This is a genomic window from Micromonospora sp. DT47, from assembly GCF_049844475.1.
Classification (GTDB): Bacteria; Actinomycetota; Actinomycetes; order Mycobacteriales; family Micromonosporaceae; genus Micromonospora.
Genome location: NZ_JBNCLC010000003.1, coordinates 161,969 through 175,315, shown reverse-complemented (window position 1 = coordinate 175,315; position 13,347 = coordinate 161,969). Strand labels below are relative to the sequence as shown.

General features: G+C 73.3%; 13 protein-coding genes and 1 pseudogene. 8 read left to right on the top strand and 6 right to left on the bottom strand.

Annotated elements, in window-relative coordinates:
• Positions 1–60: 60 nt before the first annotated feature.
• Complete coding sequence (locus ACLQ2U_RS05840) at positions 61–1,938, top strand: ABC transporter ATP-binding protein (RefSeq protein WP_425749495.1); 1,878 nt, start codon at positions 61–63, stop codon at positions 1,936–1,938.
• Between the two features lie 2 nt (positions 1,939–1,940).
• On the top strand, positions 1,941–3,722 hold the full coding sequence (locus tag ACLQ2U_RS05835) for an ABC transporter ATP-binding protein (protein ID WP_425749736.1): 1,782 nt from the start codon (positions 1,941–1,943) through the stop codon (positions 3,720–3,722).
• A gap of 10 nt (positions 3,723–3,732) precedes the next feature.
• On the opposite strand, the pseudogene rpsD reads toward ACLQ2U_RS05835, so the two are convergent.
• Positions 3,733–4,365: pseudogene (gene rpsD, locus ACLQ2U_RS05830) on the bottom strand (30S ribosomal protein S4).
• A 49-nt stretch (positions 4,366–4,414) separates the two neighbouring features.
• Between rpsD and ACLQ2U_RS05825 the strand changes: the two are divergent.
• Entirely contained in the window at positions 4,415–5,173 is a 759-nt protein-coding gene (locus ACLQ2U_RS05825) for a DUF2470 domain-containing protein (RefSeq protein WP_425749494.1), read from the top strand.
• A gap of 26 nt (positions 5,174–5,199) precedes the next feature.
• Here ACLQ2U_RS05825 and ACLQ2U_RS05820 read toward each other — a convergent pair whose 3' ends face one another.
• Positions 5,200–6,045 carry a sigma-70 family RNA polymerase sigma factor gene (locus ACLQ2U_RS05820; RefSeq protein WP_425749493.1) on the bottom strand — a complete coding sequence of 282 codons (846 nt, stop codon included), beginning with the start codon at positions 6,043–6,045 and terminating at the stop codon, positions 5,200–5,202.
• A gap of 85 nt (positions 6,046–6,130) precedes the next feature.
• Between ACLQ2U_RS05820 and ACLQ2U_RS05815 the strand changes: the two genes are divergently transcribed.
• A complete protein-coding gene (locus tag ACLQ2U_RS05815) occupies positions 6,131–6,544 on the top strand; it encodes an SRPBCC family protein (RefSeq protein WP_425749492.1) in 414 nt (137 codons plus the stop codon).
• A 64-nt stretch (positions 6,545–6,608) separates the two neighbouring features.
• Here the strand turns inward: ACLQ2U_RS05815 and ACLQ2U_RS05810 are convergent, their stop codons facing one another.
• The 3 genes from ACLQ2U_RS05810 to ACLQ2U_RS05800 all read right to left on the bottom strand — a co-directional run bounded on the left by ACLQ2U_RS05810 (position 6,609) and on the right by ACLQ2U_RS05800 (position 8,784).
• Positions 6,609–7,205 (bottom strand): TetR family transcriptional regulator, encoded by a 597-nt coding sequence (locus tag ACLQ2U_RS05810; RefSeq protein WP_425749491.1) that lies wholly within the window; start codon positions 7,203–7,205, stop codon positions 6,609–6,611.
• A gap of 80 nt (positions 7,206–7,285) precedes the next feature.
• A complete protein-coding gene (locus ACLQ2U_RS05805; RefSeq protein ID WP_425749490.1) occupies positions 7,286–8,041 on the bottom strand; it encodes an ABC transporter permease in 756 nt (251 codons plus the stop codon).
• The gene (locus ACLQ2U_RS05800) at positions 8,038–8,784 is read right to left on the bottom strand and encodes an ABC transporter ATP-binding protein (RefSeq protein WP_425749489.1); all 747 of its coding nucleotides are present in this window, start codon (positions 8,782–8,784) and stop codon (positions 8,038–8,040) included. The genes ACLQ2U_RS05805 and ACLQ2U_RS05800 overlap by 4 nt, the downstream gene beginning before the upstream one ends.
• Positions 8,785–9,211: 427 nt before the next feature.
• On the opposite strand from ACLQ2U_RS05800, the gene hisI reads away from it, so the two are divergent.
• Genes hisI through ACLQ2U_RS05785 form a run of 3 tightly spaced genes read left to right on the top strand, consistent with a single transcriptional unit; the run spans position 9,212 to position 11,747 of the window.
• Entirely contained in the window at positions 9,212–9,625 is a 414-nt protein-coding gene (hisI, locus tag ACLQ2U_RS05795; protein ID WP_425749488.1) for a phosphoribosyl-AMP cyclohydrolase, read from the top strand.
• Positions 9,622–11,175, top strand: a complete 1,554-nt coding sequence (locus ACLQ2U_RS05790) for an anthranilate synthase component I (protein ID WP_425749487.1) — start codon at positions 9,622–9,624, stop codon at positions 11,173–11,175. The genes hisI and ACLQ2U_RS05790 overlap by 4 nt, the downstream gene beginning before the upstream one ends.
• Positions 11,172–11,747 (top strand): Trp biosynthesis-associated membrane protein, encoded by a 576-nt coding sequence (locus ACLQ2U_RS05785; protein WP_425749486.1) that lies wholly within the window; start codon positions 11,172–11,174, stop codon positions 11,745–11,747. Before ACLQ2U_RS05790 ends, ACLQ2U_RS05785 begins: the two co-directional genes overlap by 4 nt.
• On the opposite strand, the gene ACLQ2U_RS05780 is transcribed toward ACLQ2U_RS05785, so the two are convergent.
• Positions 11,740–12,015, bottom strand: coding sequence for a hypothetical protein (locus ACLQ2U_RS05780; RefSeq protein WP_425749485.1), 276 nt, complete (start codon positions 12,013–12,015; stop codon positions 11,740–11,742). The genes ACLQ2U_RS05785 and ACLQ2U_RS05780 overlap by 8 nt on opposite strands.
• Positions 12,016–12,503: 488 nt before the next feature.
• Here ACLQ2U_RS05780 and trpC point away from each other — a divergent pair, with 488 nt between their 5' ends.
• Positions 12,504–13,307 carry an indole-3-glycerol phosphate synthase TrpC gene (trpC, locus tag ACLQ2U_RS05775; RefSeq protein ID WP_425749735.1) on the top strand — a complete coding sequence of 268 codons (804 nt, stop codon included), beginning with the start codon at positions 12,504–12,506 and terminating at the stop codon, positions 13,305–13,307.
• Positions 13,308–13,347 lie beyond the last annotated feature (40 nt).

Genomic DNA, 13,347 nt, shown 5'->3' with positions numbered 1-13,347 from the left:
GCAGCTGGCCGAGACCGGTAAGGATGAGGGAGACAATTGCGGCTTACGGCGGGGGAGAGCGTGGCGAGCGGGACGAGTCGGGACGTGCTCGGCAGGGGACTGTCGGTCCTCGGCCGGGCGATCCGGGAGCAACCGCGCATCTTCGCGGTCGCGGTCACCGGCAGTGTGCTTTTCGGTTCCATGGTGATCGTCAGCGCCTACGTGGTGGGTGCGGTGGTCGGCGAGGTGGTGGTGCCGGCCGTCGCCCGTGGCTCGGTCGGCGTGGGCGCGCTGGCCCTGGCCGCCGCGGCGCTGTTCGGGATCAGCGTGCTGCGGGTGGTGGGCATCTTCGGCCGCCGGCTCGGCGCCGGCTACATGCAGTTCCGCCTCCAGGCCGCCTACCGGCGCCGGGTCACCCGCCGCTACCTCGACCTGCCGCTGTCCTGGCACCACCGCAACGCCACCGGCACGCTGCTGTCCAACGCCAACTCCGACGTCGAGGCGGCCTGGTACCCGATCGCGCCGCTGCCGTTCGCGGTCGGCACGCTGGTGATGCTGGTCGGCGCGGTGGTCTCGCTCTTCTTCACCGACTGGGCGCTGGCCATGGTCGGGCTCGCCGTCTTCCCCGCGCTCTTCGCCCTCAACGTGGTCTACTCCCGCCGGATGGCCCCCCGGCAGGCCCGGGCCCAGCGGCTGCGCGCCGAGGTCAGCGGCATCGCCCACGAGAGCTTCGACGGCGCCCTGGTGGTCAAGACGATGGGCCGCGAGGGCCAGGAGACCGCCCGGTTCGCCGCCCGCGCCGGCGAGCTGCGCGACGCGCTGATCGCCGTGGGCCGGCTGCGCGGCATCTTCGACCCGATGCTGGAGACCCTGCCCAGCCTCGGCACCCTGGCCGTTCTGGTGGTCGGGGCGTTCCGGCTGCGGCAGGGCGCGATCAGCGTCACCGAGCTGGTCACCGTCGCCTTCCTCTTCACCGTGCTGGCCTTCCCGGTCCGCGCCATCGGCTGGGTGCTCGCCGAGCTGCCGCGCAGCGTCGCCGGCTGGGACCGGGTCAGCCGGGTCCTCGACGCCACCGGCGAGATGCCGTACGGCGACACCACGCTCGACCCGGCCGATCCGACGCCGGCCACGCTCGCCTTCCACGACGTGCACTTCGGGTACGAGCCGGCCGAGGCGCACCTGCCCGGCGTCGAGGTGCTCGGCGAGGTCACCTTCACCGTGCCGGCCGGGAAGACGGTCGCCCTGGTCGGGCCCACCGGCGCCGGCAAGTCCACCATCGCCACGCTGGCGGTGCGCCTGGTCGACCCGCGCGCCGGCACGGTCACCCTGGACGGCGTCGACGTCCGCGATCTGACCGCCGCCTCGGTCGCCGCGACGGTCGCCCTGGTCGCCCAGGTGCCGTTCGTCTTCGACGACACGGTCCGGGCCAACATCACGCTCGACCGGCCGGGGATCGGCGACGAGGACGTCTGGGCCGCGCTGCGGCTGGCCGAGGCGGACGGCTTCGTCGCGGCCCTGCCCGACGGGCTGGACACCATGGTCGGCGAGCGGGGCACCTCGCTCTCCGGTGGGCAGCGGCAGCGGCTCACCCTGGCCCGGGCGCTGGCCGGCCGGCCCCGGCTGCTGGTGCTCGACGACGCGACCAGCGCGGTGGACCCGCGGGTGGAGGCAGCCATCCTGGCCGGCCTGCGCGCCCCGGCGTCCGGGCAGGGCGCCGCCGCGTCGATCCTGGTGGTCGCGTACCGGCGGGCCACCATCGCGCTGGCCGACGAGGTGATCTACCTGGAGCGTGGGCGGGTGCTCGCCCGCGGCACCCACACCGAGCTGCTGGCCACCGTGCCCGGCTACGTCGACCTGGTCACCGCGTACGAGCAGGCCGAGCAGGAACGCGAGCAGCACCGGACGTACGACGAGGTCACCCCGCTGACCTCCGGCCTGGAGATTGAGGTGGACCGGTGAGCGTGAGCGCGCCGACGGCGGTACCGGAGCAGCGGGCCGAGACGACCTGGCGGACGCTGCGGCGCGGGCTGGCGCTCTCCCCGGAGCTGAAGACCGGCCTGGCCGGCACCCTCGCCCTGGCGCTGGTCTACATGGTCGGCCGGGTGGCCGTGCCGGTCGCGGTGCAGCGCGGCCTCGACCACGGCATCGTCGGCGGCCTCGACCTGGGCGTGGTGTGGACGGTGGTCACCGTCACCGCGGCCGTGCTGGTGGTCACCACCGCCTGCGGCTACCTGATGATGCGCCGGCTCTTCACGGTCAGCGAGACCGCCCTGGCCGGGGTGCGCACCCGGGCGTTCCGGCACGTGCACGACCTGTCGATGCTGCACCAGCAGTCCGAGCGGCGCGGGTCGCTGGTCTCCCGGGTCACCAGCGACGTCGACCAGATCACCCAGTTCCTCCAGTGGGGCGGGGTGATCCTGCTGGTCAACCTCGGCCAGCTGGTGGTCACCACGGCCGTGATGCTGGCGTACTCCTGGCAGTTGACCCTGGTGGTGCTCGTCGCCTTCGCCCCGGCGGTGCTGGTGATCCGGCAGCTGCAGCGCCGGCTCGCTGCGGCCTACGGCGTGGTCCGGCAGCGGATGGGCACCCTGCTCGGCACCGTCGCGGAGAGCGTCGTCGGGGCGCCGGTGATCCGGGCGTACGGCATCGCCGGGCGCACCGCCCGGCGGCTCGACGAGGCCATCGAGGGGCAGCGGGAGGCCCAGCAGCGAGCCATCCGGATCAGCATCCTGGGCAGCTCGGTCGGGGAGCTGGCGGCCGGCGTCGCGCTGGCCGGGGTGGTGGTGGTCGGGGTCACCCTCGGCGTGGACCGCACCCTGTCCATCGGCCAGCTCACCGCGTTCCTGTTCCTGGTCACGCTCTTCATCCAGCCGGTGCAGATCGCCACCGAGGTGCTCAACGAGGCGCAGAACGCGATCGCCGGCTGGCGCCGGGTGCTCGACGTGATGGACGTCGCCCCCGACGTGGCGGACCCGGGGGAGCAGGGCCGGGAGCTGCCGGCGGGCCCGCTGGACATCCGCTTCGCCGGGGTGAGCTTCGCCTACCCGGGAGGCCCGCCGGTGCTGCACGACATCACCCTGGACATCCCGGCGAAGTGCCGGGTCGCGGTGGTGGGGGAGACCGGCAGCGGCAAGACCACCTTCGCCAAGCTGCTCACCCGGTTGATGGACCCGACCGCCGGCGAGGTGCTGCTCTCCGGGGTGCCGCTGGACCGGGTCCGGTTCGACTCGCTGCGCTCCCGGGTGGTGATGGTGCCGCAGGACGGCTTCCTCTTCGACGCCACCGTCGGCGACAACGTCCGCTTCGCCCGGCCCGAGCTGACCGACGAGCAGCTCACCGTCGCCTTCACTGAACTGGGGCTGGCCGACTGGCTGGACGGCCTGCCGTCGGGGCTGGACACGCCAGTCGGCGAGCGGGGGGAGGCGCTGAGCGTGGGGGAGCGGCAGCTGGTCGCGCTGGCCCGGGCGTACGTCGCCGACCCGGACCTGCTGGTGCTCGACGAGGCGACCAGCGCGGTCGACCCGGCCACCGAGGTACGGCTGCAGCGCACCCTGGACGCGGTCACCCGCGGCCGGACCACCCTCGCCATCGCGCACCGGCTCTCCACCGCCCAGGCCGCCGACGAGGTGATCGTGGTGGACCGGGGTCGGGTCGTGCAGCGCGGCCCGCACGACGAGCTGGTCCGCGACCCGGAGTCGATCTACGGCCTGCTGTACGCCTCCTGGCTGGAGCAGACCCGCTGACCGCGGCTGGTCAGCGGGAGTAGAACTCCACCAGCAGCTGCTCGTCGCAGACGACCGGCACCTCGTGCCGGGCCGGCTCGCGCAGCAGGATGGCGCGTAGCTCGGCCAGCTGCACCGACAGGTACGGCCGGCCGGGTCCGTCGCCAGCGTTGGCGCCGCTGGCGGCGAGCTGGAACGGCAGCGATGCGTGGCTGCTCGCGCACGACGACCACCTGCCCCGGCCGCAGCCGGTACGATGGCCGGTCGACCTTGCGCCCGTCGACGGTGAAGTGGCCGTGCGCGACGAGCTGCCGTGCCTGGTAGATGCTGCGGGCAAGCCCGGCCCGGTGCACTACCGCGTCGAGCCGCCGCTCCAGGAGCGTGACCAGGGGTGTCGCCGGTCTTCCCGGTGCCCCGGGCCGCCTCGTCGAACGCGCGGCGGAGCTGGGTCTCGCTGACGTTGTACTGGTGGCGCAGGCGCTGCTTCTCCAGCAGCCGCACCTGGTAGTCCGAGGTCTTGCGGCGCTGCCGGCCGTGAACCCCAGGGCGGGAAGGGACGCCGCTCGACGTACCGCACGCACTTGCGAGTCAGCGGGATGCCCAGGGCGCGGGAGAGCCGGGCTTTGGGCCGGGGGTGGTTGACGTTCGACGTTTCCGTTCGGATGCTCTAGTCTGCGACTTAGGTAAGCCTAACCTATTGAGGAGGTCGTGCGATGCGGCCCAGCCCCGCGGAGATCGTCCGTACCCTCGTCGCGGGCCGGCTGCCCGCCCTCGCCCACCTGGCGCACCGGCCCGGCCCGCACCACGTCCGGCACGTGACCGACCCGGACGGGCGGGTGCTGCTGCTGGTGCCGGTGGTCAGCGACCTCGCCGCGGCGCTATGCCCGGCCGACGGCGACGCCGACGTCGCGCTGGTCCTGGACGTGCTCGATCTGCCGCCGGCCGCCGGGGCGCCGTCCCTGGGCCGGGCCTGGGTCTCCGGCTGGGCGGCCCGGCTCGACGGCGACGAGGCCCGCCGGGCCGCGCTCGACTTCGCCGCGGTGGACCCGACCGGCGACCTGCTCGACGTCGGCACCCGGTTCCGGCTGTTCCGCTTCGAGGTGGTCGAGGCCCGCTGGGAAAGCGCCGGCTCCGTGCGCCGGATCGCTCCAGAGGCGTACGCCGAGGCCGAGCCGGATCCGCTGCACCCGGTCGAGGCCGAGCTGGTGGCCGACCTCGCCGAGCACCACGCCGAGGAGGTCGCCGCGTACGTCCGCCGGCAGCTCGGCCTGGCCGACGGCACCGGCGGACCGCCGCGGGTGGTCCGGATCGACCGGTACGGCCTGCTGGTCTCCTTCGGGCGGCCGGGCGCTCCGCGGCGCGCCCGGCTGGCCTTCCCCCGACCGGTGGCCGACCACGCGGAGCTGGCCCGGCTGCTGCACCCGGTGCTCTGCCGCCGGGCCGGCGCCGCCGGGCACGTCGACCCCGCCTGAGCCCCTGGTGGAGCGGCTCCCCCCGGCTATGCGGATTCGATGGCGAGTTGGCTCAGTCGTTGCGGGTTGGCGACGATATCGATACTCATGATTTTGCTGTCGGTGAAGGTGAATGACATGACCGTGGTGAGCCGTCCGTGAGGTGCCACGAGGATTGCTGGTGCGCCGTTGACCAGCCCGGTGCGAGCGTGCGCGGCCCGGTGCGAGAATGCCAGCGCCTGCCGGGCGACAGCGTGGGCGCCGCGCAGGTGGCTGGGCGTTCCGGGTGGCGCTGCGGCGGCGTCGGCGCGCACTGCGACCTCGGGGTCGAGCAGGTCGAGGAGGGCGGCGAAGTCGCCGTTACGCGAGGCGGTGAGGAAGGCATCGACCACCCGGCGCTGGCGGGCCATGTCGGTGTCGGGTGATTGGGCGGCTCGCACCCTGTGGCGTGCGCGGCTGGCGAGCATCTTGGCTGCCGCAGTGGAGCGGCCCAGGATCGGTGCGATCTCGTCGAATGGCAAGGCGAACATGTCGTGCAGGACGAACGCGAGCCGTTCTGCGGGGGTCAGGTTGTCCAGCACGACCATCAGAGCAAGCCCGACTGATTCGGCCAGCATCGCCTCCTGCTGCGGGTCAGGGCTCTCGGCAGGCAACGGTCCGTCAAGGGGAACCTCACGTCGCGCGGTGCGCGAGCGCAGCATGTCCAGGCATACCCGGGCCACGACCGTGGTGAGCCAAGCCCGGGTGTTGCGCACGCCGCTGGTGTCGGCGCGGGCGAGCCGCAGCCACGCCTCCTGCAGCGCGTCGTCGACGTCACTTGCCGAGCCGAGCATGCGGTACGCCACCGCGCGTAGATGGTCTCGGTGCGCCTCGAACTCATCGAACTGGTCCAACGGTTACCTTTCCGGCTCATTGCTCGTCTTCACTCTGACGATCGAAGGCAGGTAGAGGTAACAAGGAGGCGCAATGTCCACGCTAGTGTCCACGATCGAGATCGCCCGCCCGCCGCAGGAGGTCTTCGCCTTCGCCACCGACCCACGGCATTTCGCCGAGTGGCAACGCGATGTGGTGAACGTGCGCATGCTCGGGGATTCACAGTTCGCTACGACCCGGCGGTTCGCTGGTGCGAAGCGCACACTGACTCAGGAGATCACCCGCAACGATCCGCCGCACAGCTGGGCTGCCCGCGCCATCGACGGACCCATCCGGGCAAGTGCCACGATCACGGTCGAGCCGATCGAGGACGGCACCCGGTCGCGCGTCATCTTCACCCTCGACTTCGAGGGCCACGGAAGCGGTGCACCGCTGATCCCGCTGGTACGCCGGCAGGCGGAGAAGGGCGCCCCCACCAGCTACCGAAACCTCGAGCAACTCCTCGAAAACCGCCGCTAGTTTGATCTCTTGTCGAGGAAAGATGATCAATAATCAAGGGCTGTCCCGGTGGTAAGCCACCACATCAGGCCGGCAGGTCGCCGGTCAGGTAGCGCTGGACGGTCGGGCCGACCGCGGCGACCAGGGTCTCCGGGTCGGCGGACGCGACCGGCTCCAGCCGGACCACGTGCCGCATCATGGCCAGTCCGATCAGCTGGCTGGCCACCAGCGACCCGCGCAGCGGGAGCTCGGCCGGGTCGACGTCGAGCTGGTCGAGCACTCGGCGCAGCACCTGGGTCACCAGGAACTCCCGCAGCAGCCGGGCGGTCCACTCGTTGCTCACCGCGGAGCGCAGCAGGGCCACTCCGGCGGTGCCGGCCGGCGAGTCCCACACCCCGAGGAACATCCGGACCAGCCGCTCGCCGATGCCGTCGCGGTCACCGGTGAGCACCTTCGGCAGCAGCTCCCGGGGGTCGACCGGGGCGTTCATGGCGGCCAGGAAGAGCTGGTCCTTGGTGCCGAAGTAGTGGTGCACCAGGGCCGGGTCCACCTGTGCGGCGGCGGCGATGGCCCGGATGGACGCGCCGTCGAAGCCCCGCTCGGCGAAGGCGGCGCGGGCCGCGCCAAGGATGGCCTCCCGGGTGTCCGGGTTGCCGGGTCGTCGTCCGGTCCGCCGCGCCATCGCCGCCCTTCGCTCGTCCCTCGTCACGTCATCCCGTCCCGGTCCGGTCTGACCGCGGTCGGACCGGACCGGGACACCCGTCAGCCGCTGCGCCGCCGGAGGGTGGCCGCGGCCAGTACCAGCGCCAGCACCGCCGCACCCGCGACGATCGCCACGTCCCGCCACATCGTGCCGGTCGGTTCGGCGTTCGCGCCGACCTCCTGCAACGCTTCGACGGCGTACGACAGCGGCAGCACGTCGCTGATCGCCTGCAGCCAGCCGGCCATCTCGCCCCGGGGCACGAAGAGCCCACAGAGCAGCAGCTGGGGAGCCACCACGATCGGCATGAACTGCATGGCCTGAAACTCGGTGCGGGCGAAGGCGCTGCAGAACAGCCCGAGCGCCACGGCCAGCACGGCGTTGATCGCTGCGATCATGATGACCAGCCAGACGCTGCCCGCGGTGTCCAGGTCGAACACCCAGTACGTCACCACCGAGGCGATGGCGGCCTGGACCGCGCCGGCCAGCCCGAACGCGATGCCGTAGCCGAACAGCAGGTCGATTTTACCCAGCGGGGTGGTGAGCAGCCGTTCCAGGGTGCCGGTGGTCCGCTCTCGCAGCATGGCGATGCTGGTCACCAGGAACATGATGATGAACGGGAAGAAGCCGAGCATGATCAGCGCCACCCGGTCGAAGACCGTGGGCTGTCCCGGTGGTGTGGGCTGGTCGACGTACATGAAGTAGACCAGCGTGAGCAGCACGTTGGGCACCACCACGAGCAGGGCGACGGTGCGCTTGTCGTGCCGCAGCTGGCGAAGGATGCGCCCGGTGGTCGCCGCCAGGATCCGCAGGTTCACGACGCCTCCCGTCCGGCGTGGCCGCTCCGGCCTGCCTCGCTCGCCCTGATCAGTCGTAGGAACGCCTCCTCGAGGTCGTCGACGCCGGTGGTGGCCCGGACCGCGTCCGGGGTGTCGTCGGCGACCAGCCGCCCCTCCCGAATGAGCAGCAGCCGGTCGCACCGGGCCGCCTCGTCCATCACGTGGCTCGACACCAGCAGGGTCGTCCCGGCCGCGGCCATCTCGTGGAAGCGGGCCCACAGGTCTGCGCGGAGCACCGGGTCCTGGCCGACCGTCGGCTCGTCGAGGATGACCAGCTCCGGGTCGCCGACCAGGGCGCAGGCCAGGGACGCGCGGCTGCGCTGGCCGCCGGAGAGGGTGCTGACGAGCTGGGTGGCCGCCTCGGCCAGCCCGACGTCGGCGACCGCGCGGTCGGCGCGGGCCTGGTCGCGGCCGTGCAGGGCGGCGAAGTACCGGGCGTTCTCCCGCACCGTCAGGTCGGCGTAGACGCTCGGCGCCTGGGTCAGGTAGCCGATCCGGCTGCGCAGCTCGGGCGTCCCGGCCGGACGACCGAGCACAGTGGCGGTGCCGGTGCTGACCGTCTGCACCCCGACGATCGCTCGCATCAGGGTCGTCTTCCCACTGCCGCTCGGACCGAGCAGCCCGGTCACCGTGCCGCGCGGCACCGTGCAGCTGATGCTTTGAAGCACCCGTCGTCGGCCGCGGTCGACGACCAGGTCGCGGACCGCGATCGCGTCGCCCATCGTCCCACCTCCCCAAAACTCATCATCTGTTGAACTCAACACTAGATGAGTTGCCGGTCGGCGCGCAACGGGTTGACTTCGAGCGCGCTTCAACTGGAAGCATGGACATCAGCACGCGAGAGCCGGCTGCGCGCCGCCGCCGCGGACGTCCAGCTCACCCCGGACCAGCAGGCCCGGCTCCGGGAGGCGGTCCCCGCCGAAGCGGGGGCCGGCGAAAGGTATTCCGAGGCATCAATGCGAAACGTGGGGCACTAGCCTTCTGATCGGACACTGGGTCCGTCAACGGGCATTGCGGCCTGATGGGGCGTACGGCACGATGGCGCCGTGGATCACGCTCTGATGCCGGTACGTGTCCCAGCTCGCCCGGTCGGCCCGCGGCGGGGACGGCCCGCAGGTCCCCGCGCCGCGTGCGGGACAATGGGTCACTGTGCCCGTAGCTGACTCTTCCCCGAGCGACGCCGGCCCCGCCGGCGCGGTCCGCCCGTCCCGCCTCGACCCGGCCATCGCCGCCCGGCTGCGCCGCACCCCGGACGGCCTGGTGGCCGCGGTGGTGCGCCAGCACGACACCGGCGAGGTGCTGATGGTGGCGTGGATGGACGACGAGGCGCTGCACCGCACGCTGACCACCGGCCGGGCCACCTACTGGTCGCGCAGCCGGCAGGAGTACTGGGTCAAGGGCGCCACCTCCGGCCACCACCAGTACGTCCGCTCGATGGCGCTGGACTGCGACGGCGACGCGCTGCTGGTCAGCGTCGACCAGGTCGGGGCCGCCTGCCACACCGGGCACCGCACCTGCTTCTTCACCGAGCTGCCGGTGACCGGCGAGGGAGGTACCCCGTGACCGACGGCGCGCTCAGCCCCGACCTGGCCACCTTCACCGAGCTGGCCACCCGCTGGCGGGTGGTGCCGGTGACCCGCCGGCTGCTCGCCGACGCGGAGACCCCGGTCGGGGTCTACCGCAAGCTCGCCGGCGGCCCGGGCACCTTCCTGCTGGAGTCCGCCGAGCAGGGCGTGGGCTCGGCCGGGATGTCCTGGTCGCGGTACTCGTTCATCGGCGTGCGCAGCGGCGCCACCCTGGTCGAACGGGACGGCGTCGCGGTCTGGACCGGCAACCCGCCGGCCGGCGTGCCGGAGTCCGGGGACCCGGTGCGGGTGCTGCGCGAGACGGTCGACGCGCTCGCCGGCCCGGTCTGGGACCCGGCCAGCGGCATGCCGCCGCTGACCGGTGGCATGGTCGGCTACCTGGGGTACGACCTGATCCGGCGCTTCGAGCGGCTGCCCGAGCTGACCGAGGACGACCTCGGGGTGCCCGAGCTGGGCATGATGCTCGCCACCGACCTGGTGGTCCTCGACCACTACGACGGCTCGGCGATCCTGGTCGCCAACGCGGTGCTGCCCCCGCTGGACGCGCCGGGCCGGGAGCCGCTGGTCGCGGCCGCGTACCACCACGCGGTGGGCCGGCTGGACGCGATGACCACCGCGCTGTCCCGACCGATTCCGCCCATGATCTCCACCGTCGACCGGCCGCCAGCCGGCGAGGTGGTCAGCCGGACCCCGGACGGCGGCTACCCGAAGGCCGTCGAGGAGGCCAAGGAGGCGATCCGGGCCGGCGAGTGCTTCCAGGTCGTGCTCGCCCAGCGCTTCGAGCGGGACACCCACGCCGACCCGCTGGACGTCTACCGGGTGCTGCGTACCACCAACCCGAGCCCGTACATGTACCTGCTGCGCTTCGACGGGTTCGACGTCGTCGGCTCCTCGCCGGAGGCGCACCTGAAGGTCAGCGTCGGGGCGGACGGGCAGCGCCGGGCGCTGCTGCACCCGATCGCCGGCACCCGGCCGCGCGGCGCCACCGCGGCGGCGGACGCCCGGCTCGCCACCGAGCTGCTCACCGACCCGAAGGAGCGGTCCGAGCACGTGATGCTGGTCGACCTGGGCCGCAACGACCTGGGCCGGGTCTGCCGGCCGGGCACGGTGGAGGTCCCGGAGTTCGCCACCATCGAGCGGTACAGCCACGTGATGCACATCGTGTCGACGGTGGTGGGCACGCTGCGCGAGGACCGGACCGCCTTCGACGCGCTCGCCGCGACCTTCCCGGCCGGCACCCTCTCCGGCGCGCCGAAGGTGCGGGCCATGGAGATCATCGAGGAGTTGGAGCCGGTCCGGCGCGGCCTCTACGGCGGCACCGTCGGCTACTTCGGCTTCGGCGGCGACCTCGACATGGCGATCGCGATCCGTACCGCGCTGATCCGCGACGGTCGGGCGTACGTGCAGGCGGGGGCGGGGGTGGTGGCCGATTCCGATCCTGCCGCCGAGGATCAGGAGACCCGGAACAAGGCCGCCGCGGTGCTGGCCGCGATCGCCGCCGCCGAGACCCTCCGGCCGGCCCGATGACCGGGCCGACCCCAGCCGTCGCGCCGTCCGCGCGGGGCCGGCGCGAGCTGACGTACGCGGTGCTGCTCTGCCTGGCCGGGGCGGGCCTGGCGTTCTGGGCGGCGACCCGGACCTGGTCGGTCGAGGTGACCGCCCGCGGCTCGCTGCCGGCGGCCCGGGCGGACCGCACCGGGGCGGACCTGCTGCCCTGGCTCTCCGCGCTGGCGCTGGTCGGGCTCGCCGGCGGCGGCGCGGTGCTGGCCACCCGGGGCCGGGCACGGCAGCTGCTGGGCGGCCTGCTGGCCCTGCTCGGCGCGGCGGTGGCTGCCGGCGGCGGGTACGGACTGGTCGCCGGGTTCACCGGCGAGGTGAGCCGGCAGTGGCCGGCGTTGTGCCTGGTCGGCGGGGCGCTCGCCGCGGTCGGTGGCCTGCTCACCGCGGTGCGCGGCGGCGGCTGGCCGGCGATGGGGGCCCGCTACGAGCGACCGGCCGGCTCGGCGGCGGAGCCCGCCACGGGCGGCCCGGTCGGCGGGCGTGGCACCCGGGAGGCGTGGGACGCCCTCGACCGGGGCGAGGACCCGACGGTCAGCTGACCGGCTGGCGGTCCCGCAGCTGCCGGCGGTCCCGCGCCGCGGCGCGGGCGGCGGTCAGCTCGGCCACCAGGCGGTCCAGTTCGGCGCGCTGGTCGGCCCGGGCCCGGTCGGCGCAGACCGCCTCCCAGGCGTTGCCCCGGGCGGTGCGGACCCGTCCGTCGCCCACCACGGCGCGTTCGAGGGTGTGCACCATGCCGACGGCGAGCGACGCCACCGTCCGGGAGATGGTGGTCAGTCCGATGGTCTGGTTCGGTCCCGCAGTGCTCATGTTCACCCCGCACGAAGAAGTCCGACGGTGGACAGCCGCGTCTCCGAGTCTGCCCTGGCCCGATGCTGCCCGGCTGACGTTTCGCCCCGGTGACGGGCCGGTCAACTGTCCCTCAGACGCGAACCACCCGCACCGGGCCGTTGTTCCTTGAGCTTCGTCACAGCATCGAAGGGTGTCGTCGCGCTGCCGGCGGCGGACCGTCGTGCTCTCATGGTTCATGGTCGGCGGTCGATGCCCGTGGGGGCCGCGGGAAGTGGGCGCTGATGACGCCGGTCGATGGGCGCGGTGGCGCTACGTGACATCCCGTTCACCGGAAGTCGGTCATTATGCCCCAGCCCATCTCGTGAGGAGCGCCATACCCCCGGCACCCGGCACCAGGTGGCGCCCCCTAGCATCGGCCCATGACACCCGGAGAGGGGAGTCCGTTGGTGACTGCTGAGCATGCGCACGCGGAGGGGGACGAGGCCGGTCAGGCAGCGTCCGTAAGCGTGCTCGACGAGATCCTGGCCGGGGTGCGTGAGGACGTCGCCCGGCGGCAGGAGCAGGTTCCGCTGGAGCGGATCCGTGAGCTCGCCGCCGCCGCCCCGCCACCACTGGACGCGTACGCGGCCCTGCGCCGACCCGGCGTCGCGGTGATCGCCGAGGTCAAGCGTTCCTCGCCGTCCAAGGGGCGGCTGGCCGAGATCGCCGACCCGGCCGACCTGGCCGGGCAGTACGCGTCCGGCGGCGCCCGGGCGATCAGCGTGCTGACCGAGGGGCGCTGGTTCGGCGGGTCGCTCGACGACCTCGCCGCGGTCCGCGCCGCCGTCAAGGTGCCGGTCCTGCGCAAGGACTTCGTGGTCTCCAGCTACCAGGTGCACGAGGCGCGCGCGCACGGCGCCGACCTGGTGCTGCTGATCGTCGCCGCGCTGGAGCAGAACGCCCTGGTCGGCCTGCTGGAGCGGATCGAGTCGCTCGGCATGACCGCGCTGGTCGAGGTGCACGGCGAGGAGGAGGCCGACCGGGCCCTGGAGGCCGGCGCGCAGGTGATCGGGGTCAACGCCCGCGACCTGCGTACCCTGGAGGTCGACCGCTCGGTGTTCGAGCGGATCGCGCCCGGCCTGCCCAGCAGCGTCGTCAAGATCGCCGAGTCCGGCGTGCGTGGTCCGCACGACCTGATCCGCTACGCCTCGGCCGGCGCCGACGCCGTCCTGGTGGGCGAGGGCCTGGTCACCCAGAAGAGCCCGCGCGAGGCCGTCGCCGAGCTGGTGAACGCCGGGAACCACCCGGCGACGCCCCGCCCGGTGCGCTGACCCGAGCACCGGGAGACGTCAGCAGCGAGAGGACACCGCG